A 26,422-nucleotide genomic window follows, 5' to 3' on the forward strand; every position below is an offset into this window, starting at 1 on the left:
AAATGATCGGGTATAGTTTAGTCGTTAAGAGCTTCTGCTATTCTCTATCTTATTATTTTGGCGATAAATAAGAGGAAGTTATAATGCGTTTTGATTATTTTTTAGAAACAAAATCATTAGGCAATATTACAAAAAGATTGAAAAATGGTGTGTTTAAAACCCCAATACCCATATCAACTAAAGAGAAAATAGAATTTGATCTAGTCAATCAATTAGGGCGAGATCGTTTTTTGTTTGATTACACAAAAGCTTATTTTGATAATTTTGTTGAAGATGTCGTTGCAGAAAAATTACGTATTTTTGAATTTTGTCTACTTTTATTTTTAGAAAAAAAGCAAAACCACAGTTTTAGTGAAATTTTTACAATATTTAAAGAAATTAAAAAAGGTAAAAGACCTTTAAATAATCTTGAAAACCGAATCTTTAATATTATTTATACTTATGAATTTATTAGAAAACCAAAAATAATTTTAGATGAAAATAATTTTGAAATGTTTATTCATGTATTATTACAAAATTTGGAATTTGATTTAGATATTAAATCAAATTATTATCGCTTAGAAAATGATAAGACAATTTTACAAAACTTATTACTAGCAAATCAAATTGATAATGAATTTAACGCATTATTTGAATATATAAAAGATGTAGAAAATAAACAATTATCAGGATATACCAAAGCTTATATTTTGTTTATTGTGTTGATGTTGATATCTGCTTTTAAAAATTATAATTTAACTTTTTCAACCTTATTAACTCAATGATTTTCATTTCAAAAAAATGATTCTAAAAAGTTAGTTATACCTTTATATCAAATCGCTAAAAATTGAAATAATTTCTTAATTAATTTAAATAGTTTAATTCCAGAAAAGTTAGTTATTGATACAACTTTAAGTACAATTAAGCATTATTATATCCAAAATATAAACATGTATTATCATGCATCTCATATCTATAAATGGATAAAAAAAGATGCAAAAAATAGAATGTGACTGTTTGAAGATGATCTAGCATTTTTGTTGGTTGTGTTAATGTTTCAACAAATTGGTAATCTGTCTTTAAATAATATTAAAAGTCTAATAACAATTAACAAAATAAAAATATTAACTGATATAGAACTAGAAAAAACATTAGATAAATTGATTACTAGAAATATTATTAGCAAAACAAGTGGTCAAACAGTCAAATATAGTTTAGTAGATAAAAATTTAGCAAAAGCTAAATACTTAGTGAAATAGTAGAAACGAAAGGGTTAGACAATGACTTATAAAATTAAAAAAATCAATCGAAGAGTTGAAAGACGTGACTATGCTAAAATTTCTGGAAACTTATCTTTACCAAACTTAATCGAAGTACAAACTGAAACATTTAATTGGTTCAAAGAAAAAGGGATCCAAGAAGTTTTAGACGAATTTTTCCCTATTCTTTCAATGGATGGAACAAGTGTTTTAACTTTAGAAAATTGAGGATTTAGAGAACCTAGATTTAGTATAAGAAAAGCTAAAGAAGAATCAAAAATTTATGATGCACCAATTTATGCAAATCTAAAATTGTCTGTTAATAGAACTGAAGAAATCTTAAAAGATTTTGAAGGTTATGATCAAAAAGACATGAAAAGATCTCTAACACAATGGTTAAAAAATAGAACAGACAGTAACCAAGTAGTTTTCAAACAAAATTCTGGAGATTCATATTTTTTTGAAGTAACAGTTAAAAAAGCCGAAAGACCAGATTTAATTCAAATTGATATTGTTGAAGATAGACCAACTGCAATTATTGCAAATGTTGCTATTTACAAGTCAGGTGAAGTATTTTTAGGTGATTTTCCTTTAATGACTGAAGCTGGAACATTTATTATTAATGGATCTCAAAAAGTTATTGTTTCTCAACTAGTTAGATCACCAGGAGCTTACTTTAACCGAGAATTAAACCGCAAAACTGGAGAAATGATCTATTCAGGAGATATTATTCCAAGCCGTGGTACTTGATTAGAATTTGAAACTGATTCTAAAAAGACTGGAATTAATGCAATTAATCCGTTATATGTAAAAATTGATAAATCAAGAAAAACAACTGCAACATCATTACTAACTGCTTTAGGAATTAGCGCAGATCAAATTTTAGAAATCTTTGATAATGATCCTGTGATCAAAGAAACTTTACAACAAGATATTACTTTTGGTGATCATCACGCAGATTGAGCTCATCAAGTTCAAGAAATCTATAAAAAAATTAGACAAGGTGAAACTGCAACTAGTGAGGGTGCTTCAAAATTTATTAATGGAATTTTATTTGATAAACGTAAATATGATTTAACTAAAGCAGGAAGATTTAAATTACAACAAAAACTTTCAATTAAAAATAGAATTTTTGGACACACTTTAGCTGAAGATATTGTTGATGATAATAATAATGTTTTAATCGCTAAAGATACTGAAATTAACAAGTCAAATATTAACCAAATTTCAGCTATTTTAGATACTGATGTGATGACTTCAACTATTGATTATTTAGATGAAATTCAAGGAAGTAGAAAAATTCAAAAACTTAAAGTTTATAAAGATGATGATTTAAAAGCTGAAACAACTACTTTAGTAGGAATTACAAGTCAAACTAATCAAGAGTTTGTGACAGTTGCAGATATTATTTCAACAATTTCATACTTATTAAACTTAAAATACAATATCGGTGAAATTGATGATATTGATAATCTAGGAAATAGACGTGTTCGAACAGTTGGTGAATTATTACAAAACCAATTTAGAATGGGACTAAACCGTATTGATAAAAACGTTAAAGAAAAATTAGCAACAAGTGATTTATATAGAGTAAAAACTTCAACAGTTATTAATGCTAAACCATTAACTGCAATTATTGGAGAATTCTTTAACTTATCACAGCTATCACAATTTATGGATCAAATTAACCCATTATCAGAACTAACAAATAAACGTAGATTAACTGCTTTAGGTCCAGGAGGATTATCAAGAGATCGTGCTGGATTAGAAGTTCGTGACGTGCACCCTTCTCATTATGGAAGAATTTGTCCGATTGAAACACCAGAAGGACCAAATATTGGATTAATTAACAACCTTTCAACTTATGCAAGAGTTGATGAATATGGATTTATAACTACTCCATACCGTAGAGTTATCAATGGAGTTATTCAAAATGAACAAATTGAATATCTAACAGCTGATAAAGAAAGAAAATTTGTTATTGCACAATCAAATGTTAAACAAGATGAAAATGGAAAAATTCTAGATGAAATTGTAGTTTCACGTTTTAATGGTGATGATTACATGGCTAGATTTGATGAAATTGAATATATTGATGTTTCACCAAAACAAATTGTTTCAGTTGCTACTTCAGCAATTCCGTTCTTAGAAAATGATGATGCCAATCGTGCTTTAATGGGTGCTAACATGCAACGTCAAGCAGTTCCATTAATCAGACCTGAATCTCCAATTGTAGGAACAGGTATTGAATTTGAAGCAGCACGTGACTCAGGAGAAGCAATCGTTGCTAAAGAAGATGGTATTGTTAAATATGTAGATTCTAAGATGATTTCAGTTCAAGGTGAATCCGGAATTAAAACTTATACACTATCAGATTTTGAAAGATCAAACAACGGTACTTCACTAACACAATCTCCAATCGTAAGAAAAGGTGATGTTGTTAAAAAAGGTGAAATTATTGCTGATGGTCCGTCAATGGATCAAGGTGAACTAGCTATTGGTCAAAACGTTGTAGTGGCGTTTTCAACTTATAATGGTTATAACTTTGAAGATGCAATTGTTATGAGTGAAAGAGTTGTAATCGATGATAGATTTACTTCAATTCATATTGACGAATACACTCTTGAAGTAAGAAATACAAAACAAGGACTAGAAGAAGTTACTAGAGAAGTTCCTAACGTTAGTGAGCAAGCCAGAAAACATCTTGATTTAGAAGGGATTGTCGCTATTGGTACTGAAGTTAAAGTAGGAGATATTTTAGTAGGTAAAGTTACTCCAAAAGGACAAGTTCAATTATCTCCTGAAGACAAACTGCTACACGCAATTTTTGGTGAAAAATCAAGAAATGTTAAAGATAACTCATTAAGAGTTCCAAATGGTGGAGAAGGTATTGTTCAATCAATTAAACGTTTTAAAGCAAAATCTTCATTAAATCCAGATGGAATTGATTTACCAGCTGATATTGTAGAAGTAATTAAAGTTTATGTTGTTCAAAAACGTAAAATTCAAGAAGGTGACAAAATGTCAGGACGTCACGGAAATAAAGGGATTATTTCAAGAATTTTACCAATTGAAGATATGCCACACTTAGAAGATGGAACACCAGTTGATATTATGTTAAACCCTCAAGGAGTACCATCACGTATGAACATTGGTCAAATCCTAGAAATTCATTTAGGTATGGCTGCTAAAAAAATTAATCAAAAAGTTATTACTCCAGTGTTTGAAGGTTTAAACGAAAAAGAGCTAGATGAAATTATGGCCGAAGCTGGTATGACTAATTATGGTAAAGTTACTCTAATTGATGGTAAAACTGGTGAAGCTATTGATAAACCAATTGCAGTTGGGGTTATGTATATGCTAAAACTTTCACACATGGTTGATGACAAGATTCACGCACGTAACGTAGGACCTTATTCTTTAATTACTCAACAACCATTAGGTGGAAAAGCTCAAAATGGTGGACAACGTTTCGGAGAAATGGAAGTTTGAGCTTTAGAAGCTTATGGAGCTGCTCACACATTACGTGAAATTCTAACAATTAAATCAGACGATATTAAAGGTCGTTCAAAAACATATGAAGCTATTGTTAGATCAAAACGCGTTCCAGAACCAGGAATTCCTGAGTCATTTAACGTTCTTTCAAAAGAGATTATGGGGTTAGGATTTAATATGTATATGATTGATGATAAAGGTGATAAAACAGCAATTAATGCATATGATGATGAAGAACATTTAATGAAGATACTTGATGATGAAGACAACTTCGAAGTAGAAAAATTGTTAATTGATAATCAAGATGTTGATGCTGAATTAGAAGATGCTACTTATATTGATGAAAAAGATATTTTAGAATCATTTGGGTTCAATGAACAAGATGAAGAATAATAGGGAGAAGCATGGAAAATATTAAAAATAAAAAAGCTATTAAAATTGAATTAGCAAACCCTGATACTATCCGTTCTTGATCACACGGAGAAGTTATTAAACCAGAAACTATCAATTACAAAACCTTAAAAGCTGAAAAAGATGGATTATTTGATGAAAGAATCTTTGGACCTACCAAAAACTATGAATGTGCTTGTGGTAGATATAAAAAAGCTAACCCTATGAACAAAGGGAAAAAATGTGAAAAATGTGGAGTTGAACTAACTGAAGCGATTGTTAGACGTGAAAGAATGGGTCATATCGAATTAGAAGAACCAGTAACTCATATTTGAATGTTAAAAGTCGCACCTTATCGAATTGCTGCTTTATTAGATCTAAAAGTTAAAGAATTAGAAGAAGTGGTTTATTTTGTTTCTCATATAGTTTTAGAAGCAGGTGAATCAAAACACTTTGCTGAAAAAGAGGTGTTAGATTTAAGTTCTACTAAAATTACAAAAACACGTGAAAAATTACGTGAAACCATTTTAGAAGTGATTGAAATTATTAATGATCCTGAACATCGTGATACTAAAAAGGCAAACCGTTTATTAGAAGAATTAAACAACACTAACATTCCATTTTCAATTGATGAAGCAACATCACTTATTAGTAAGTACACTGGGGCTAAATTTGGAATTGGAGCTAGAGCTGTTGAGTATCTATTAAAAAAGATTGATCTAAAAAAAGAAGTTGAATTAATTAAAGTAGAACTAAATAATCCTAAAAAAAATCCTAACGATAGATCTAAATTAATGAAACGTTTAGAAACACTAGATTCTCTAAGACGTTCAAATCAGAGACCAGAATGAATGGTAATGAGAGTACTTCCAGTAATTCCACCAGACATTCGCCCAATCATTCAATTAGATGGTGGTAGATTTACTACTTCTGAAATTAATGATTTATACCGTAGAATCATTATTAGAAATGAAAGACTAAAAAAGGTTAAGGAAATGGGTGCGCCATCTATTATTGTTAACAACGAAAAACGTATGTTACAAGAAGCAGTTGATGCCTTATTAGATAATGAGCGTAAACCAAAACCTGTTCAAGGTAAAAACAAACGTCCTTTAAAATCACTAACTAGTGTTTTAAAAGGAAAACAAGGTCGTTTCAGACAAAATTTACTAGGGAAACGTGTTGATTATTCAGCTCGTTCAGTTATTGCAATTGGCCCTGATCTAAAAATGTATCAGGCAGGTCTTCCAAGAGAAATGGCAATTACTTTGTTTAAACCATTTGTGATTCAATGACTTCAAGAACATGAGTATGCTGAAAATGTTAAAGTTGCTGAAAAAATGGTATTACAAAATGATCCTAAAATTTGAGAAGCCTTAGAGCAAGTCATTAAAGAAAGACCAGTATTATTAAACCGTGCACCTACTCTACACCGTTTAGGTATTCAAGCTTTTGAACCTAAATTAGTTAAAGGAAAAGCAATTCGTCTACACCCATTAGTAACTACTGCTTTTAATGCTGATTTTGATGGAGATCAAATGGCTGTTCACGTGCCAATCACTAAAGAAGCAATTGCTGAATCAAGAGCTTTAATGTTGGGTTCAAACGCAATTTTAGGTCCAAAAGATGGAAAAGCAATTGTTACTCCAGGTCAAGATATTATCTTAGGTAATTACTATGTAACAACTGAAGAAAAAGATCTTAAAGGTCAAGCAATGATGTTTGCTACTTTACAAGAAGCATTTCTTGCTTATAAAACTGGTCAAGTATCATTAAATGCTTTAATTGGAATTGCTATTTCAGCTCTTCCAAAAGAAAAGTTTGCTGATGAAAAAACCAGAGCAAATTCTTATCTATTAACAACAGTTGGTAAATTATACTTTAACGAAATCTTTGATAAAACTTTCCCATGAATTAATTCAAATAATATTTGAAATGCCGAACAAGTTCTGTCTGAATTTATTTATAACTTTGATCAAAATATTCATGATGTAATTAATAACGTTGAAATTCAACAGCCAATTAAGAAAAAAGAACTATCAATTATTATTGAAAGATATTTCCAAGCTTATGGTGCTAGAAAAACTGCTGAAATGCTAGATAAAATGAAAGATTTAGGATTTTATTTCTCAACCAAGTCTGGAACAACTATTTCAGCTGGAGATGTTGTTGCGTTTACTCATAAATATGATGAGTTTAAACAAGCAGATCTTAAAGTTGAACAAATTACTCAATACTACAATATGGGGATGTTAACAGCCAGCGAAAAAAAACGTAGAATTATTGAAGTTTGATCGACAATTAAAGATAACATTCAAAACGAATTATCTTCAGAATTACGTAAAGATCTTAAAAACCCAATCTTTGTAATGGTAGATTCTGGAGCACGTGGTAATGTTTCTAACTTTACTCAGTTAGTTGGTATGCGTGGATTGATGAATGACACCAAAGGAGATATTAAAGAAATTCCTATTAAATCATCATTTCGTGAGGGACTAACAGTGTCTGAGTACTTTGTTTCAACTCACGGTGCAAGAAAAGGTATGGCCGATATTGCCTTAAAAACTGCCGACTCAGGATATCTAACTAGAAGATTAGTTGATGTTAGTCAAGAAATTGTAGTAGTAAATCAAGATTGTGAACCAACTAAAGGATTTGAAGTTTCAGCAATTATTGATACTAAACACGATAATGTTATCGTGCCATTAAAAGACAGATTAAATGGTCGTTTCACATTTACTGATATTTACGATGATCAAAATAATTTAATCGTTGCTGCTAATACGATGATTGATAAAGATATTGCTGAAAAAATTGTTGACGCAGGAATTACTTCTGTGCTTATTCGTTCGGTATTAACTTGTGATAATAAACGTGGTGTTTGTCAAAGATGTTATGGTCGTAACTTAGCTACAGCTTTATTAGTAAATATTGGTGAACCTGTAGGAGTAGTTGCTGCTCAATCAATTGGTGAACCAGGAACACAACTTACTATGCGTAACTTCCATACAGGAGGAGTTGCTGGTAATGCTGATATTACTCAAGGTCTACCACGTATTAAAGAACTACTTGACGTTACAACACCAAAAGGATCAGTTGCAATTATTTCAGAAATTGATGGTATTGTCACTAGAATTGAAGATCACAACGGAATTTATGTGATAACTGTGACTGGTGAAAATGACACCATAAGAAAATACAAAACAGACTTTAACTCAATTCTTCGTGTTGAAGAACATGACCATGTACAAGCAGGTCAAAAACTAACTGAAGGTGCAATTGATTTACACCAATTACTTGAAGTTGGTGGAATTCAAGATGTTCAAAACTACATTTTAAAAGAAGTTCAAAAAGTTTATCGTTTACAAGGTATTGAAATTTCAGACAAATACATTGAAATTATTATTAAACAAATGTTGAACAAAGTAAAAATTACTGATAGTGGAGATTCTAATTTATTACCTGGTGAAATTGTTACAATTCAAAGCTGAAAAGAAGCTGTGCAAGAATGTATTATTAATGGACAAAAACCACCATTATCAATAGCTCAAATTTTTGGTATTAAAAAAGCGCCATTAGAATCAGACTCTTGATTATCTTCTGCATCATTTCAAGATACTGCTAGAGTATTAACAAAAGCAATTATTAAAGGAAAAGAAGATAAACTAGAAGGATTAAAAGAAAACATTATGTTAGGAAACTTGATCCCTGCTGGTACTGGTTTAACTGGAACTGCTGAAGTTGAACAATTAGCTGAAAAATACCACAATAACGAATATTAATAATAATATTTTAATCTCACATAAGGTGAGATTTTTTAATTCTAATTAAAAATAATATATTGTAAAATTACATTATATGTTTTTTAAGGAGAAGTTTTATGAAGAATAAATATAAGTCGTTAGTTGTTGTGGGAAGTCAGTGAGGAGATGAAGGGAAGGGAAAAATTACTGATTATTTTGCACAAAAAGCAGATGCTGTTGTGAGATTTGCTGGTGGAGATAATGCTGGTCATATGATTGAATTTAATCATAAACGCCATAAAGTAACTATTGTTCCATCAGGAGTTTTCAACCCTAAAGTTAAAAACATTATCGGTAATGGGACTGTTATTAATTTAAGAAATTTAGTTGCTGAAATTAAAAAATTAAATGATGCCCAGATTGATACTTCAAATGTTTTTGTTTCAGATAGAGCACATTTAATTTTTGATTGACACATACTATTAGATCAATTACAAGAAGAACAAAGACAAGAACAAAAAATCGGCACAACAAAACGAGGAATTGGACCTACTTATTCAGATAAAGCTGCCAGATATGGGATTAGAATTTGTGATATTAATCAACCAAATTTTAAAAATATCTTAAAAGAAAATTTTGACTATCATAATCAAATGATTACTAAAGTATATAATCATGAACCATTAAATTTTGATGATATTTATCATGATTTAATGAATAATTTCAATTTTATAAAAAATAATATTATTGACTCAGGATATGAAGTTTCAAACTTGATTGATCAGAATAAGTTTGTTTTATTTGAAGGAGCACAAGGTGTTTTACTAGATATTGATCACGGAACTTATCCGTTTGTAACTTCATCAAACTGTTCAGCAAATAATGCTTCAATCGGGGTAGGAATTCATGCAAAACAAATTAATAAAGTTGTAGGAATTGTTAAAGCTTATAATACACGTGTTGGATCAGGGGCAATGCCAACTGAAATACATGACCAACTAGCTGATAAATTAAGAGAACGTGGAAGAGAGTATGGTTCTAATACTGGAAAGCCACGTAGAATTGGATGATTAGATCTAGTGGCTTTAAAATATGCAATTAGAGTTGGTGGAATTGATGAATTATTTTTAACTCTACTTGATGTTTTAGATACTGAAAAAACAATTAAGATTTGTATAGCATACCAGTTAGACGGTAAAGTTATTGATTCAATACCAGCTAGCGATTTAGACTTTAAAAGATGTCAACCAATTTATCAAGAAGTTGCTGGATGAAATCAAGATATTAGTAAAGTGACTTCATTTGACCAACTACCTGATAATGCCAAAAATTACATTAAAAAAATTCAAAAAATTGTTAAAGTTCCTTTCTTAGGTTTTTCAGTTGGTCCAGACCGTAACCAAACAATTTTAATTAAAGGAGAATTTGATGATTAAGAGATATCAAGTTGAAGAAATCACAAAAATTTGAAGTGATCAAAATAAATATGATACTTGGCTAAAAATTGAACAACTAGTTTGTCAAGCTTGAGAAAGTCTAGGCTATATTAAACAAAGCGAAATTTTTAACATCAATAATAATTTGAAAGTTGATTTAAATAGAATGTTAGAAATCGAAAGTCAAACCAAACACGATGTGGTTGCTTTTACTAGAATGCTTTCTGAACAACTAGGAAGTGAAAGCAAATGAATTCATTTAGGAATTACTTCAACTGATGTTGTTGATACTGCTCAAAACTATCTAATCAAACAATCAAATCAATTTGTCAGCAAAGAATTAGAAAACATAAGTTACACTCTTAAACGATTAGCTATTGAAAACAAACAACAATTAATCATGGGTCGAACTCATGGAATGTATGGCGAACCAACAAGTTTAGGTTTAAAATTTGCTTTATGATATGATGAAATGCAAAGACATATTAGACGTTTTGAACTAGCCAGACAAGATATTGAAATTACTAAAATTTCAGGATCAATGGGTAATTATGCCAATCTAGAACCTGAAATTGAAGAATTTGTTGCTAAAAAATTACAAATGAAAGTTGATAGTTTATCAACACAAGTTTGTCAAAGAGATAGACACATATTTTTAATTGAAGTGTTTGCAAATATTGCTTCAACTCTAGAAAAAATGTCAACTGAAATTAGATTATTACAAAGAAGTGATGTTAATGAATTAGCAGAAGGTTTTAGTAAAAATCAAAAAGGAAGTTCATCAATGCCACACAAAAAAAATCCTATTTCAAGTGAAAACATTGCTGGGTTAAGTCGTTATATTAAATCTCAAGTGTTAACAGTTTTAGAAAATAATAATTTATGACACGAAAGAGATATTTCTCACTCTTCAAATGAAAGAATTTATTTACCAGATGTTTTTAATCTTTTAGTTTATACATTAAAAAGAATGAACGACACACTATCAAATTTAGTTATCAATAAAAAACAAATGTTAGAACATATTTCTCAAGCAAAAAACATTTACTTTTCTCAAAGAATATTGACTTATGTTTTGATCAATTTCAAAAACATTACTAGAGAAGAAATTTATGATAATGTACAAAAAATCACTTTAGAATGTTTAGAAAATAACTTAGATTTTAAAGCCGAAATTTTAAAAAGTTATCTAGCTGAATGTCTTTCATTTAAAGAATTAGAAGAACTTTTTGATAACAAATTCTTTTTAAGACATGTTGATTATATTTTTAAAAAAGTTTTTGATTAACCGTATCATCTTTTAATTAGATGATTTTTATTTATTTATCTAGTCCATATACTCCATGATCTAGAACAAAGACATTTTTATATCCTAAATTTCTCAAATGTCTAGCTGTTAGTGCTGATCGATTTCCGTGATTGCAAACAATAACTAGTTTTTCATCTAAATTTGGCCATCTAAATTCTGGGTTATTTAAAACCATTGGATAAGAAATATTTAAACTAGGTTCAAATCTTTTAAAATTCCTATATTCATAATCATCTCTAACATCAATTACTTGTCATCCTTGGCCAAGCAACTGGTAAAATTCTTCATTTGAAATGCTGTACTTAGACATATTTATTCACCCTTTGACATTTTAGTTATTATAAAATGTTTTTAAGATTGTTGTAAAATATTTTTAAAATGGAGGGTTGAAGATGAATAAGATTTATATAGGAAATGATCATACTGCAGTTGAGATGAAAAATGCTATTAAAAAGCACTTAATTGATAAAGGATACGAAGTTATTGACTTAGGAAATAATGATGGACAATCATGCAATTACGCTTCAATTGGACTAGATGTTGCCAAACATGTTGTTAAAGATAAAGATAGTAAAGGTATTGTAATTTGTGGATCTGGAGTGGGAATTAGCATTGCTGCTAATAAGGTGCAAGGAGCCAGAGCTGCATTAGTTTATGAAGAACAAATTGCTAAGTTATCACGTTTGCATAATGATGCTAACATTTTAGCAACAGGGGCAAGATTCATTGCCGTTGATAAAGCAATTAGCTTAGTTGATGCCTTTTTAGAAACTGAATTTGAAGATGGACGTCATACAGAAAGGGTTAAGACACTAAATGAATTCAAAAATTAACGAAAAAATTTTAGACTCTTTAAAAAAAGAATTAACAAGACAACAAACACATATTGAATTGATTGCATCTGAAAATTTTGTTTCAGAAGCTGTTTTGCAATTAAATGGTTCTGTTTTAACAAATAAGTATGCTGAAGGATATCCAAATAAAAGGTATTATGGTGGTTGTGAGTTTATTGATGAAATTGAAAGCTTAGGAATCGAAACTGTCAAAAAATTATTTGATGCAGACCATGCAAACATTCAACCCCATTCAGGTAGCTCAGCAAATGAAGCGGCTTATAGAGCAATTCTTGAACATGGAGATAAGGTAGTTGCTATGAGTTTAGATGCAGGTGGGCATTTAACTCATGGCTATCCAATTAATTTTTCTGGTTCAAGTTATGATTTTAGATTTTATGGAGTGAGCAAAGAAACTGAACAGTTGGATTATGATGAAATTGAAAGAATTGTTTTAGAACATAAGCCAAAATTAGTTGTTGCAGGAGCTAGTGCTTATTCACGAATTATTGACTTTAAAAAGTTTCGTGAAATTGCTGACAAAGTTGGTGCAATGTTAATGGTTGATATGGCTCACATTGCAGGCTTAGTAGCTGCTAAACTTCATCCAAATCCAATGCAATATGCCGATATTGTCACAACAACTACTCACAAAACTTTAAGAGGAGCACGTGGTGGAGTTATTTTGTGTAAACAACAATATGCTAAAAAAATTGACTCAGCTGTCTTTCCCGGATCACAAGGTGGACCACTAGAAAATCAAATTGCCGGAAAAACTCAAGCCTTTTTAGAAGCTTCAACTCCAGAATTTGTTGAGTATGCTCGTCAAATTATTGCTAATACTAAAGCGCTTGCTTTAGTTTTACAAGAACAAGGATTTAGATTAGTGGCCGGAGGATCAGATAATCACCTGTTAACTATTGATGTTAAATCAACTATTGGAATTACTGGAAAAGAAGCTGAAAAAATTCTTGAAAAGGTTGGGATTATTGTTAATAAAAATATGATTCCTTTCGATCAAGAAAAACCTTTTTACACTTCAGGAATTAGATTAGGAACTCCTGCAATGACAACTAGAGGATTTACTGAAGAAACTTTTAAACAAGTTGGTTTAATTATCTCTAGTGCATTAAAAAATAGAACAGAAGAAAATTGGATTGAATTGTCTAAACAAGTTCTTGAGATTTGTGAAAATTATCCAATTTATCAAAATATTAAATATTAATTTTAAGTACTCTTTTTGAGTATTTTTTTTGTATCAATTATTTTGGAAATGATATACAATATAAGTTAATGTATAAAAAGGAGAAAAATATGGCATTTACAGAAATTAAGCACCCACTTATTATTGACAAATTAACTCGTATGAGAAAAGTTGAAACCTCATCAAAAGATTTCAGAGAAAACTTAAATGAAATTGCCCAGTTAATGGTTTATGAGATTTTTAGAGATTTAAAATTAACAGCAATTGAAATTGAAACACCAATTAAAAAAACTACAGGTTACACTATTGATCATCCGATTGTCTTAGTTCCTATTTTAAGAGCCGGAATCGGTATGTTAGATGGAATTCAAACATTAATACCAACAGCAAGAGTTGCTCATATTGGTTTGTATAGAGATGAAGAAACTTTAGAAATTCACCAATATTTTGCAAAAACAACTAAAGATATTCAAAATAGTTATGTGATCGTAGTTGATCCGATGTTAGCAACAGGTGGAAGTGCTTGCAAAGCAATTGATATTGTCAAGGAATGAGGAGCAAAAAATATTAAATTTGTTTGTTTAGTAGCGGTTGAAAACGGTATTAAAAAATTACAAGAAAGACACCCGGATGTTGAAATTTATGCAGCCTCAAAAGATGAGTATTTAAATGATAAAGGATACATTGTTCCAGGTCTAGGAGATGCTGGAGATAGAATTTTTGGTACAAAATAATAATAATAATAATAATAAAAATTCAAGTAGCGTTTATGACGCTATTTTTTATTTGTAACCTTTTAAAAGATAAGTTACTTAGTCTTAGAGTAATAAAAAAACTTATAGATGATAGTCATAAAAATTGATTTAAAACATTATTTTCAAATTTAGCTAAATTAAGATATCAGCATTAACTAAAAATAGCTTATTATAATCATTTGCTTGTAAATATTTGTTATCACTCAATTAATATTTAAGACCTAAAAATTTTATTTAGTTAACAAAATGAAACTAAAACTGTCCGATAAATAATGATTCAATTGCATAAAAGGCCAAATTACAAGTTTGTTTCTAGTTTAGTAGAAGTACTTATCAGAATTAATATTTTAGTTATATAAAAAAAGGAGTAAAATTAACATGTGGATCATCATATTTCGAAAGATTCTAAATAAAATTATGCTAAAACAAATATTTGCTAGAAACCTAACAAAAAAAGCGCTAATGGTTAATTCTATATGATCGGTATTTTATGTTATTGTTTTTGTTATATTGGTTGGCACAAAAACAATAAAATGAAATTGATTAACTGGTCTAATTCTAGGTCAGACAACAAGCTTTTTGGGTTTATTGTCATTGTTTTATACAAGAGAATTAGTTATAAAATATGAAAATCCTTTTTTATTTTATTTTATGTTTTTGATTAGAATCGGAATTTATGTTATTCCATTTTTTCTATCTTTAGTATTATGTGATGGAAAAATTTTTGCTTATTTAGGTATTTTAATTGGTATGACTAGTCTGTTTAGTTGACCAATAAGTGGGTATTTAAATAATAAAAAGTCTCAAAAGAAAGGAGGAAACTAGTAAAAATGACATTGCTATCAATTACTGAAGATCTAAATAAATGAAAAGAACTAACCGGTGCATTAACTACTATTTGTATTGTAACAATCATTATTTGTTCAATTTCAATTATTTATAATAAAAAGATTAGAAACTATAAAATTGATGAAAAAATGTCAGGATTTTTAGTACTTATCAGCACATTTGTAATTAATGTTGAGAATATTGTTACTTCTATTTTAGGTAAAAAGTACAAGTTTTTTACCCCTTATGCAATGTATTTGTTAGCTTACATTTTTATTGGATCAGTAGTTTCACTGTTAGGATTAGAATCCCAAACAACTTCTTTTACCGTTACATTTTCTATGGGTATGGTTACATTTGTGATGATTTATTATTTTGGATTTAAATATCAAAAACTATCATTTTTGAAACGTTATTTAAATCCAATAGAATTGATCTCTCAATTTACACCACTACTTTCTATTTCGTTTCGTTTGTTTGGTAACATTTTGGGTGGTTCTATTATTTTAGGTTTATTGTATGCATTATTAATTGGTTTTCAATTAAGTTGAGCAACTGATAATATTCAAGATGCTAATGGTATGCAACGTTGAGTAGCATATGCAATTTGAAATCCATCAGAATTTGCAGATGGTTGAAAATTACAATATAAATATTTTTGAGCAGGTTTAAACGTATTCACGACCCCAATTACACCATTTTTACATCTGTATTTTGATTTATTTGATGGATTGATCCAATCAGTAGTGTTTACAATGTTAACACTTTCTTATTGAGCTGAACAAATTGAAGGCCAAGAAAAACATCATAACCAAAATTCGGAACAAAAAACTAAACCGAAATTGTTGAATTGAAATTTTAAAAAGCAAAGACAAATTATTGAATTTAATTAAAGGAGGATTGCTATGTTATATACAGCATTTGTTTCAAACATACTAGCTAACTATATCTCAGCTTTAGTTGTTATTCTACCAAATCTATTGGCAGCTAAAGATACCGCACAAGGTTTACAATATGTTGGAGCAGGAGTTGCAACTATTGGAGTTTTTGGAGCAGGAATTGGTCAAGGTGCCATTGGTCAAGGAGCTTGTCTTGCAATTGGAAGAAATCCAGAAATGGCGTCAAAAATTACTTCAACTATGATCATAGCTGCTGGTATTGCTGAGTCTGGAGCTATTTACTCACTAGTTATTGCAATTTTATTAATCTTTGTTGTTTAATGTTTTTAAGAAGGGCTGGTATTAATGTTTTATACATTTAATGGTGTTTTTTTTGGAAGAACTCAAGGAGTTCCTGATATTGTATCTGCACTTTTTCCAAACTTACCTAACTTTATTGCTCACGTGTTAGCAACAATTGTTTTAGTAGTTATTTTATCTAAATTGGTTTATAAACCTTTTAGACAAGCAGTTGACAAACAAAGAGATAAAATTAATGAGATTTTAAGTGATGCAATTGAAAAACAATCGCAAGCAAATACTCAAATTCAACAAGCAAACTTATTATTAGAAGATGCAAAAACCGAATCACTTTCAATTATTAAAACTGCTAAGATTGATGCTGAAGCACAAAAAAATCAAATTCTTAATAGCGCAACAACTCAAGCAAGAAATATTCAAAACCAGGCAAAAACTTCTATTGCTCAAGAAAGACTTAAAGCAGAATCAGAAATTAAACAAACAATTGTTAATTTAGCTTTTGATGCTGCTGAGAAAATACTAAATAAAGAGATTGATAAACAAACAAATAAACAATTAATTGATGAGTTTATTGATAATTTAGACCAATAATTATGATATTAAAAGAAAATGTAATTAATAATTGAGCCACAGCTTTATTAAAGATTGCAATAGAAGAAAATTTAGTTGATCAATTTATTGAACAAGCTGATGTTTTAATAACTGTTTTAAAAAATAGAGATGATTTTGCAATGATTCTAACTTATACAAATAATAAGCAAAAAAAACAATCAGTGAAATTAATTGATGAAACATTTTCTAGTTTTGGTTTTAACTTATATATTATTAACACGATGAAATTATTAGTTGAAAAAAGAGCTTTTATTCATTTTAGAGACATCTTAAAGATCTTGTATAAAAATCTATTAGCAACTAAAAAAATTGCTTCTGGCATTGTTTGATCAACTGATAAGTTAAATAAAAACCAAATTAAATTAATTGAAGCAAAAATTTCAAAACGTATTAGTAAAAAAGTCAATCTAATCAATAAGATTGATCCATCACTGATTGGTGGAGTAAAAGTTTATATAGAAGGTAAAATATTTGATGGTTCTATTCAAGCTAAACTTGAATCAATGAAATATCAAGCCATAAAAAGAGAATAGGAGGTTTAAAATGAGTTTTAACATTAAAGAAATCTCTGAAATAATTGAGCGCCAAATTAAAGACTATGGTAAAAAAGTGATCAAAACAGAACAAGGAACTGTTGTTAGTGTTGGTGATGGTGTTGCTTTAATTTATGGATTAGATAGAGCATTAATGGGCGAATTACTTATTTTTCCTAATGATGTTTATGGTATGGTTTTAAACTTAGAAGAAGGTGCAGTTGGAGCTGTTATTTTAGGTGATGAAACTTTAGTTAAAGAAGGAGATTCTGTTAAAAGATCTAAAAAAGTTGTCCAAACTCCTGTTGGAGATAAGATGATTGGACGTATTATTAATGCACTAGGTCAACCTATTGATGATCTAGGTCCAATTGAATCGACAAAACTAAGACCAGTCGAAAGAGTTGCAACTGGAGTAATGGCTCGTAAATCAGTTTCTGAACCTTTACAAACAGGTATTTTAGCAATTGATGCTGCTATTCCAATTGGTAAAGGTCAACGTGAGTTAATCATTGGAGATCGTCAGACAGGAAAAACTACTATCGCAATTGATGCTATCTTAAATCAAAAAGATAAAAATGTTAAATGTATTTATGTGGCAATTGGTCAAAAAGATTCAACTGTTGTGCAAGTTGTTGAAAAGTTCAAAAAATACGGAGCAATGGAATATACAGTAGTTGTTAATGCAGGAGCTAGCGAGTCAGCACCACTACAATATCTAGCGCCTTATACAGGAGTTACAATTGCTGAAGAGTGAATGGAAAATGGTCATGATGTTTTAATAATTTATGATGATTTATCTAAACATGCAGTTGCTTATCGTGAAATGTCACTTTTATTAAGACGTCCACCAGGACGTGAAGCCTATCCAGGAGATGTCTTTTATTTACACTCACGTTTATTAGAACGCGCAGCTAGAGTTAATGAAAAATACGGCGGAGGATCAATTACTGCACTTCCAATCATTGAAACTCAAGCAGGAGATATTTCTGCTTATATTCCAACCAATGTGATATCAATTACTGATGGACAAATCTTTTTATCAACCGAACTATTTAACCAAGGAGTAAGACCAGCTGTTGATATAGGTCGTTCAGTTTCTCGTGTAGGGTCAGCAGCTCAAATTAAATCTATTAAACAAGTTTCAGGAACCTTAAAATTAGAACTAGCTCAATACTATGAATTAGAGTCATTTGCAAAGTTTGGTTCAGATTTAGATGATTCAACTAAAGAAAAACTTGATCAAGGTGCAAAAATTATTAAAATGTTAGTTCAAAAACAATACACTCCACTACATCAAGCTGATCAAGCAATTTTATTATTAGCAATTAAATCACATTTAATTAAGTGACTTCCTTTAAGTGCTATTAGTGATTTTAAAAATGAAATTTTACTTCACTTTTCAAGCAACAAGACAGCCAATCAATTACGTAGTACCCTAGATAAAAATAAAAATTTTGATGATCAACTGCAAGCTAAGATTTTAAAAGAGATTGAAAAGATTGTTATCAGAGTCACAAGTACAATAAAAGACTACAAAGCTGAAGCTTATGGTTTGGTTAGTGACTATAAACTTCTAGGTAAATAGTTATGGCAAATTTAAGTAGTTTAAAAGCAGAAATTGCATCTGTTAAAAATATCGGAAGAATTACTAATGCGATGCAACTTGTAGCATCAGCTAAATTACGTCGTATTGGTAAGAAAGTAGTCCAAACTCATGAATATGTAACTGAAGTTTATACCTTATTTAACGATATTATTAAAAACTCTGATAAATCTCTTTATTTAAAAGAAGATGAACACGATCTTAAAAAAACGTTATGAATTGTAATTAATTCTAATTTAGGTTTATGTGGTGGATATAACTTAAATATTAACAAACTAGTAATGAAAAACATTAAACCTGATGATGAAATCTATGCCATCGGATCAAAAGCCGTTTCATTTTATAAAGCTAGAAAAATCAAAATTAAAGAACAAAAAACAAATATTGATATTAACTTTACAAGTGATCAAGCAAAACAAATGGGAAATGACATTTTAGGGCTTTACACTAGCAAAGAATTTGATGATATTAAAATTGTTTATACTAAATTCATAAATAATGTTACTCATGAACCAACTATTTTAAGATTGTTTCCAATTATTAAAAATACTGATCAACAAAACAATAATCAAAACTTTAAAGCTAAACTCGTTTTTGAACCAAGTGCTGAAGAAATTTTAGAAACAGCAATAAGTTTGTATTTAAATGCAGTTTTGTATGGAACTATTATTGAATCACAAGTAAGTGAGCAAGCTTCTAGAAGAAATGCTATGGAAAACGCAACCAACAATGGTAAGAGTTTAGAATACGATTTAAGTTTAAAATACAACCGTCAAAGACAGGGTGCTATTACACAAGAAATTAGTGAAATTGTTTCTGGAGCAAACGCACAATCAAACTAGGAGAGATATAATGAAAACTGATCAACAAACTAGACAAAAAACAGCTAAAGCAACTTCAATAGGTAAAATCGTTCAAGTGATGGGACCTGTTGTTGATGTTAAATTCAGTGAAAGCAAAATTCCTACAATTTATGATGCTTTAATTGTTGATAATAATGGTACAAAGTTAGTTTTAGAAGTTGAACAAAACATTGGTGATGAAATTGTTAGAACAATTGCTATGGGTTCAACTGATGGTTTAACTCGTGGAATGAAAGTTTTAAACACAGGATCTCCTATCCTAGCTCCAGTTGGTGATCAAGTTTTAGGTCGTATGTTTAATGTTTTAGGTGATCCAATTGATGAAAAGCCTGAACCTAATTGTAAAAGAATGCCAATTCATCGTGATGCTCCAAGTTATGATGAATTAATAACAACAACTGAAATCTTTGAAACCGGAATTAAAGTAATTGATTTAATGATTCCTTTTTCTAAAGGTGGAAAAGTCGGTTTATTTGGTGGAGCTGGAGTTGGAAAAACAGTTCTAATTCAAGAATTAATTAATAACATTGCCAAAGCTCATAGCGGGGTTTCGGTATTTGCTGGAGTTGGTGAAAGAACTCGTGAAGGAAATGATTTATACCATGAATTTATTGAAGCAGGAGTTTTAGATAAAACAAGTCTAGTTTTTGGTCAGATGAATGAACCACCAGGAGCACGTATGCGTGTTGCTTTAACAGGCTTAACAATTGCTGAATACTTCAGAGACAAAAAGAACATGGACGTGTTATTATTTATTGATAATATTTTTAGATTTACTCAAGCAGGAGCAGAAGTTTCAGCTTTGCTAGGCCGTATGCCTTCGGCTGTTGGATACCAACCAACACTTTCAACTGAGATGGGTGCTTTACAAGAGCGCATTACATCAACAAAAAACGGTTCAATCACTTCTGTTCAAGCTGTTTATGTTCCTGCTGATGATTTAACAGATCCAGCACCAGCAACCACTTTTACTCATTTAGACGCACGTATTGTTTTAGACAGATCAATTGCAAGTTTAGGAATTTATCCTGCTGTTGATCCACTAACAAGTTCATCTCGTATGTTAGATCCTGAAATCGTTGGTGAAGAACATTATTCAACTGCTTTAGGAGTACAAGAAACTTTACAAAAATATCGTGACCTACAATCAATTATCGCTATTTTAGGTATGGATGAATTAAGTGAAGAAGATAAACTGGTTGTTCAAAGGGCAAGAAAAATAAGAAACTTCTTATCTCAATCATTTTTTGTAGGAGAAAAATTTACAGGAAGACCTGGAGCATTTGTTAAAATAGCTGACACTGTTAGATCATTTAAATCAATTTTAAATGGTGAAGTAGATAATATTCCTGAATCATATTTCTTATACACATCAACAATTGATGATGTGTTTAAGAAATTTAAAGAAGATGAAAAATAGTAAGTACAAAAGTTATGTCAATCAAACTTAAAATCGTAACTCCTAATGGAATTTTTATTGATAGCAAAGAAGTTGAAATTATCAATGTTAAAACTATTGATGGAGATATGGGAATATTAAAAAATATGGCACCTTTTACCACCGCTTTAAAAATTAGCCAACTAAATTTTAGAACTAACACAAAAACTACTTATTTACATATAAATGGTGGGATAATGGAAGTTACCCAGCAAGAATGTAAAATTATCACTGAGGGTTTAAATTTAGTAGATCAACATGGAAATATTTTATCTACACCCGATAAATTTGAATAATCATCTAAAAATCTCTTTAAATTGGATTAGCTTCAAAAAAAGAGATTTTTAATTGTTAGTTTACTTTGAGTATTTAATGAGACTAATCAATTTTATAAAGCAAATATTGACTAACTTCTAATTAATCTTATTTTTAATACAATTAAATCTAATGTAGAATTAAATGTGATATTTAATGGATAGAAATATGTTAACAATCAATCAAAATGACGAACAAATTAAAAATAGTAAACCAGCTAAGTCTGAGAATTTTTTTAAGTATTGCTTAATGTTGTCAAATGCCTTTTCATATCTTTTTTTACTAATTCTAGTGATTTGTTCTGGAATCTTTTTTTCTTTAAATTTTTTATATTCTAACTATAAAATAGACATTATTAATAACCATTATAAAATTTCAGAACAAATACCTAAAGCCAAAAAAATCTATCATGAAGCTATAACTATTGTTGAAGAAGTTAAAAAAGAAGCCGATCCTAATTCACCAGATAGCTTAGTTAAGCTTATAGATAAGATAAAAGATATTAGTAAAGATATAAATAATTTAACCAATAATTTCTCAGGAGATTTTGACAAAATAAAAAATGATATTTCTGAGTTAACAAGCAAAGCTACAGAAATTAAAGGTTCTGTAGATAAAATTTTAGAACAAGCTAATAAAATTACATCACTTCCATCAAATTCTAGCGATATTGAGCAAATTAAAAAGAGTATTGAAGAAGTCAATAAAACTACTAAAGAGTTAGAAACTAAATTTCAAGGCATAAGTTCAAAGATTGCAGAAACAACTTCCAAGATAAACCAAATTGTTAATAACCAATCAAATGACTCTTTAACAAAGATAAGAGAAGTTCAAGAAATCATTAATAAAAAACTACCCGTTTATGAAAAAAATAGTGACAAGTTAAAATGAATCATCAATGAATCAAATGCAATTTATAATGAATTTTTAGTTGATGAAATTGACGAGTCATATTATTGATATGTTCCATATACACTAGGTGGATTAATTATAAGTAATATTATGCTAGTTATTGTTTCTTATTTAACAATGATGAGATTAACTAAATTTAAAATTTCATTATTTTATATTTTTGCATTAGCTAGTGCCAATCCAATTGTTTGAGTATTTATGATAATAAGTATTTTTTCTAGACCATTTAAAAATGTTAACTAATAAATTAAAACAAGATTTCATTATTTAAAATAAAAGATTTAGTCAGCAGTAACTAACTAAATCTTTTTTGTTTATAGTTTTTAAATTTATTATGTTTTAAAGCGTTATTTGGTTTAGGTACCTTGATTTGTTTGGTATTTTTTAAATCAATTTGAGTTTTAATAAATTGTTTAGTAGTTGATTGATCATTTATAGTTTTAAAATTACTAATTTCTTCGATTTTTTTCCTGATTGGTCTTACAAAAGAATACATCTCTTGAGCCTTTAAAAATTTTATTAATTTATAGTAAGTAATTCTGGTGGGTTTAAAATTAATTCTTCCTAATTTTAAATTAGTTAGAATAGTGGTAATTTTTTTGTTTAAGATTAAGAGATCTTTATTTTCAGAAATACTAGTTTTTAAAGGTTCAGATAAGTCATTGATATTATCAATAATATTTTCGACGCTTTTATATTTTTTTAACAACATATAAACCTGTTTATGACGCATATATCTAATACCTTTAATATTATCTGAAGTATCTCCTAACATTGCTTTAACATCAGCTACTTGTTCTGGAGTACAGAAAAATTGTTCATAAACTTCTTTAGGTGTAATAACATGTGTCTCAGCTTTTTTGCTGATATTTGTAATAACATAAGTTTTTTCATTTACTAATTGAAAGGTATCTTTATCATTAGAAAGAATTCTTACCTGATAGCCTAATTTATTTGCAATTCTAGCAATAGTTCCTATAACATCATCACCTTCATAGTTTTCTTGTTCATATCAAGTGATGTTAGCTGCCGATAAAAATTGGCGTGCTAATTGCATTTGAGGAACTAAATCAGCCGGGGTTTCTTTTCTTTTTGCTTTGTAGTTTGGGTATAACTGTTTGCGAAAAGATTCCTTGTCAACATCAAAAGTAACTATGATTGAGTGATATTTGTTTGAATTTATAAATTTGAATATATTAGCTGCAAATGTATAGACGGCGTTGATTGGAACACCATCTTTATTTCTAGATAATTTCTTTCTTTTTAAAGTACCATAATACCCTTTATGTAATAAATGATAACCATCAATTAGTAAAATTGGTTTGGTTTCATTTTTTGTAGTCATTATTCTAATCATTCCTTACAACTTAATAATATCATTATAGTTAGTATCAAAAGAGTTAGTTTTTAGAATAGCATTTAAAATCTAGAGTATTTAATCAAACTATTAGATGAGATTGGCTGATATTTCACAATATGTAATATGAAATTTATTATCAAAAGTCCCAGTCAAAACATAAAATTTAAATATTTGAACTGAATTATGGGTGTTTCTATCAATTCACCCCTTGTTTTAAGAGTTGAATGAAAATAAAATTATACAGTATACATAATATCTATAAAGCTTAATAAAAATGTGTATTTTGATAGAAAACAGACAGTTAACTTGCTTTTTATTTAAAAAGAATTTGAATCGGTTTAGAAAATATTTCTGTTTAAGGTGAAAGGCATTAACATATGAAAAGACTATTATCAATTCTAGCTTCAGCTGGAATGATCGCTTCAACTGGTGCAGTTGCGGTTGCTTGTCAAGATACAACTCCATCAGCTAAAATGACAGAAATCAAGACACTTATTAAAAACACAAACCTAGATGAACTAGCTGATAGTAAATCTTCAACAATAATTAAAAAAGTGCTTGAAAAAAATAAAACTTCAATAAATAATAAATTAGTTGAAAAAGATCTTCAACTTAAAGGTTCAGCAATGGTTGTTAAAGATAAAGAAATGAAAGCAACTATAACAGTTTCTGAAGAAGGAGCAAAAAAGAACTTCACAGGTGAAGTTGAAGTTACTTTTAAAATAAATTAAGTTTAGATTCACTCATAATCTCTTAATTTTAACAACATTATAAGTAAGTAAAACCTATCATAACCCCAAATCCAACGATGAATGGAAATAGGGATTTTATTAGTTCAAAAGATTATTTAAGCAATAGTTTTTGTGTCGATCAATTCGTTTAAAAGTGACTATCTAATGAAGCTCTTAACAATTAAGATTAATAGTAAGAATCATCATATTTAAAATAAATGACATTTTAAATTTTATAAAACAACTTATTATTTTGTAGATATTTTGCTAATTTGAAAAAGGATATGTCTGCATGTCTGTTTTTTATTTATGAAGTGGTGTAAATTAAAGTAAAATTTTTAAAGTCAAAAGAAGAATGAATAATAACTATCAGAACTATCAGTCATTCAAGAATAATTTTAAATATTTTTGTCATTATCTATTTCATTATCATTGTACTTTAAATTTCTGTGTCCTTTTCTTATATCCATATCTGATAATTAAAACTTTCTAATTTTTTGATATAGAACAGTATAGTCTTTTGTCAAATATTGATTTCTAATAGTTATGTTATCTTTGACTATAGTTAGTGATCCATCATTTATTTTGATAATCAACTTGTAAATCTTATATTTAATTAGTTATTTATTCATTTCCTAGCGCTTCAAATTATTCGAAGTTCTAAGTTTTTCTTGTTTTAAAAGCTAAAAGAAAATAAAATTATATAGTATACATAATATCTACAAAGCTTAACAAAATGTACATTTTAATAGAAAACAAACAGTTAACTTGCTTTTTATTTAAAAAGAATTTGAATCGATTTAGAAAATATTTCTGTTTAAGATGAAAGGCATTAACATTATGAAAAAACTATTATCAATTCTAGGTTCAGTTGGAATGATTGCTTCAACTGGTGCGGTCGCAGTTTCATGTACAAACACTGAAGCTATGAAATGAGAAGAAGCATATAAAGAAGCATTTAAAAAAAATATTGAAAGAATTCTATTTATAAATATGTCAAAATATTTACCTCAACAGGCTGCAAATAAATTAGATCTAACAGAATACTTTAAAGATTTATGAAAAGATGATCTTAAAACAAAAGCTGATTTTGAAAATCTAAAAGAAGAAGTTAAAGATGAAATTTTTAATATTATAAAGGCAGCTTATCCTTTTGAAGAATTCAAAAAAGATGAAAATGGTAAAGTTACTGATATAACTGTTGTTTATGATCAAGACACATTTAATGATAAAGAATTTGAAAAGTTAAAACCAGAAGAAAAATTAGAACAATTTGAAAAAAATAAGGCAAAAATAATTAAAGAGTTCAATGAAAAAGTAGCAGCAGAAAATCTTAAAATTGATGAATTATTTAAACCTATATTAATGCTTTTAAAATAATATTTACAATTAATACCTTTAGTCAAAAAATAGAATAATAATTAATTAAGCACCTTTTTTAAGGTGCTTTTTTATCAAAATAAATTTATCTTTTTAAATTTACTGAAATATTATTAGTAAAAATTTCATCTTCTTATTAATGAAAGTTTAATTTTTATACATAAGTTCAAATTCTAAAACCAAAATTAATTAATAGTTGATTCTAAGTTTGTTAAGTTAGCTTAATTTATATATACTAAGAG

General features: G+C 28.7%; 22 protein-coding genes. 20 read left to right on the top strand and 2 right to left on the bottom strand.

Annotated elements, in window-relative coordinates:
- Positions 1–83: 83 nt before the first annotated feature.
- From MPUT_RS00310 to purB, 5 genes are all read left to right on the top strand, one after another.
- Positions 84–1,238 (top strand): hypothetical protein, encoded by a 1,155-nt coding sequence (locus MPUT_RS00310; protein WP_014034824.1) that lies wholly within the window; start codon positions 84–86, stop codon positions 1,236–1,238.
- A 21-nt stretch (positions 1,239–1,259) separates the two neighbouring features.
- On the top strand, positions 1,260–5,126 hold the full coding sequence (gene rpoB, locus MPUT_RS00315; RefSeq protein WP_014034825.1) for a DNA-directed RNA polymerase subunit beta: 3,867 nt from the start codon (positions 1,260–1,262) through the stop codon (positions 5,124–5,126).
- 11 nt (positions 5,127–5,137) lie between these two features.
- A complete protein-coding gene (gene rpoC, locus MPUT_RS00320; RefSeq protein WP_014034826.1) occupies positions 5,138–8,905 on the top strand; it encodes a DNA-directed RNA polymerase subunit beta' in 3,768 nt (1,255 codons plus the stop codon).
- 98 nt (positions 8,906–9,003) lie between these two features.
- Entirely contained in the window at positions 9,004–10,302 is a 1,299-nt protein-coding gene (locus tag MPUT_RS00325; RefSeq protein WP_014034827.1) for an adenylosuccinate synthase, read from the top strand.
- Positions 10,295–11,590 (top strand): adenylosuccinate lyase, encoded by a 1,296-nt coding sequence (purB, locus tag MPUT_RS00330; protein WP_014034828.1) that lies wholly within the window; start codon positions 10,295–10,297, stop codon positions 11,588–11,590. The genes MPUT_RS00325 and purB overlap by 8 nt, the downstream gene beginning before the upstream one ends.
- A gap of 31 nt (positions 11,591–11,621) precedes the next feature.
- Here the strand turns inward: purB and MPUT_RS00335 are convergent, their stop codons facing one another.
- The gene (locus MPUT_RS00335; RefSeq protein WP_014034829.1) at positions 11,622–11,921 is read right to left on the bottom strand and encodes a rhodanese-like domain-containing protein; all 300 of its coding nucleotides are present in this window, start codon (positions 11,919–11,921) and stop codon (positions 11,622–11,624) included.
- Positions 11,922–12,003: 82 nt separating this feature from the next.
- Here MPUT_RS00335 and rpiB point away from each other — a divergent pair, with 82 nt between their 5' ends.
- The 13 genes from rpiB (at position 12,004) to MPUT_RS00400 (ending at position 22,952) form a co-directional block, all read left to right on the top strand.
- On the top strand, positions 12,004–12,444 hold the full coding sequence (gene rpiB / locus MPUT_RS00340; protein WP_014034830.1) for a ribose 5-phosphate isomerase B: 441 nt from the start codon (positions 12,004–12,006) through the stop codon (positions 12,442–12,444).
- Positions 12,428–13,669, top strand: a complete 1,242-nt coding sequence (locus tag MPUT_RS00345; protein ID WP_014034831.1) for a serine hydroxymethyltransferase — start codon at positions 12,428–12,430, stop codon at positions 13,667–13,669. Before rpiB ends, MPUT_RS00345 begins: the two co-directional genes overlap by 17 nt.
- 89 nt (positions 13,670–13,758) lie before the next feature.
- Positions 13,759–14,382, top strand: coding sequence for a uracil phosphoribosyltransferase (gene upp, locus MPUT_RS00350; RefSeq protein ID WP_014034832.1), 624 nt, complete (start codon positions 13,759–13,761; stop codon positions 14,380–14,382).
- Positions 14,383–14,781: 399 nt separating this feature from the next.
- The gene (locus MPUT_RS00355) at positions 14,782–15,228 is read left to right on the top strand and encodes an MG406 family protein (protein ID WP_014034833.1); all 447 of its coding nucleotides are present in this window, start codon (positions 14,782–14,784) and stop codon (positions 15,226–15,228) included.
- A 5-nt stretch (positions 15,229–15,233) separates the two neighbouring features.
- The gene (locus MPUT_RS00360) at positions 15,234–16,124 is read left to right on the top strand and encodes a F0F1 ATP synthase subunit A (RefSeq protein WP_014034834.1); all 891 of its coding nucleotides are present in this window, start codon (positions 15,234–15,236) and stop codon (positions 16,122–16,124) included.
- 12 nt (positions 16,125–16,136) lie between these two features.
- On the top strand, positions 16,137–16,451 hold the full coding sequence (locus tag MPUT_RS00365; RefSeq protein WP_014034835.1) for an ATP synthase subunit c family protein: 315 nt from the start codon (positions 16,137–16,139) through the stop codon (positions 16,449–16,451).
- 21 nt (positions 16,452–16,472) lie between these two features.
- A complete protein-coding gene (atpF, locus tag MPUT_RS00370; protein WP_408632073.1) occupies positions 16,473–17,021 on the top strand; it encodes a F0F1 ATP synthase subunit B in 549 nt (182 codons plus the stop codon).
- Positions 17,022–17,023: 2 nt separating this feature from the next.
- A complete protein-coding gene (locus tag MPUT_RS00375) occupies positions 17,024–17,575 on the top strand; it encodes a F0F1 ATP synthase subunit delta (protein ID WP_014034837.1) in 552 nt (183 codons plus the stop codon).
- Between the two features lie 10 nt (positions 17,576–17,585).
- Positions 17,586–19,163, top strand: a complete 1,578-nt coding sequence (gene atpA / locus MPUT_RS00380; protein WP_014034838.1) for a F0F1 ATP synthase subunit alpha — start codon at positions 17,586–17,588, stop codon at positions 19,161–19,163.
- Between the two features lie 2 nt (positions 19,164–19,165).
- On the top strand, positions 19,166–20,023 hold the full coding sequence (atpG, locus tag MPUT_RS00385; RefSeq protein ID WP_014034839.1) for an ATP synthase F1 subunit gamma: 858 nt from the start codon (positions 19,166–19,168) through the stop codon (positions 20,021–20,023).
- A gap of 10 nt (positions 20,024–20,033) precedes the next feature.
- Positions 20,034–21,464: a F0F1 ATP synthase subunit beta gene (gene atpD, locus MPUT_RS00390; protein WP_014034840.1), complete on the top strand. Its 1,431-nt coding sequence runs from the start codon at positions 20,034–20,036 to the stop codon at positions 21,462–21,464.
- Between the two features lie 14 nt (positions 21,465–21,478).
- A complete protein-coding gene (locus MPUT_RS00395) occupies positions 21,479–21,778 on the top strand; it encodes a hypothetical protein (protein ID WP_014034841.1) in 300 nt (99 codons plus the stop codon).
- 175 nt (positions 21,779–21,953) lie between these two features.
- Positions 21,954–22,952 (top strand): hypothetical protein, encoded by a 999-nt coding sequence (locus MPUT_RS00400; RefSeq protein WP_231992260.1) that lies wholly within the window; start codon positions 21,954–21,956, stop codon positions 22,950–22,952.
- Positions 22,953–23,004: 52 nt separating this feature from the next.
- On the opposite strand, the gene MPUT_RS00405 is transcribed toward MPUT_RS00400, so the two are convergent.
- The gene (locus MPUT_RS00405; protein ID WP_014034843.1) at positions 23,005–24,054 is read right to left on the bottom strand and encodes a 5'-3' exonuclease; all 1,050 of its coding nucleotides are present in this window, start codon (positions 24,052–24,054) and stop codon (positions 23,005–23,007) included.
- A 392-nt stretch (positions 24,055–24,446) separates the two neighbouring features.
- Here MPUT_RS00405 and MPUT_RS00410 point away from each other — a divergent pair, with 392 nt between their 5' ends.
- Both MPUT_RS00410 and MPUT_RS00415 read left to right on the top strand, forming a co-directional pair.
- Complete coding sequence (locus MPUT_RS00410) at positions 24,447–24,800, top strand: lipoprotein (RefSeq protein ID WP_014034844.1); 354 nt, start codon at positions 24,447–24,449, stop codon at positions 24,798–24,800.
- 840 nt (positions 24,801–25,640) lie between these two features.
- Positions 25,641–26,180 (top strand): lipoprotein, encoded by a 540-nt coding sequence (locus tag MPUT_RS00415; protein ID WP_014034846.1) that lies wholly within the window; start codon positions 25,641–25,643, stop codon positions 26,178–26,180.
- Positions 26,181–26,422 lie beyond the last annotated feature (242 nt).

This window comes from Mycoplasma putrefaciens KS1, assembly GCF_000224105.1.
In the GTDB taxonomy this organism is placed as follows: Bacteria; Bacillota_I; Bacilli_A; order Mycoplasmatales; family Mycoplasmataceae; genus Mycoplasma; species Mycoplasma putrefaciens.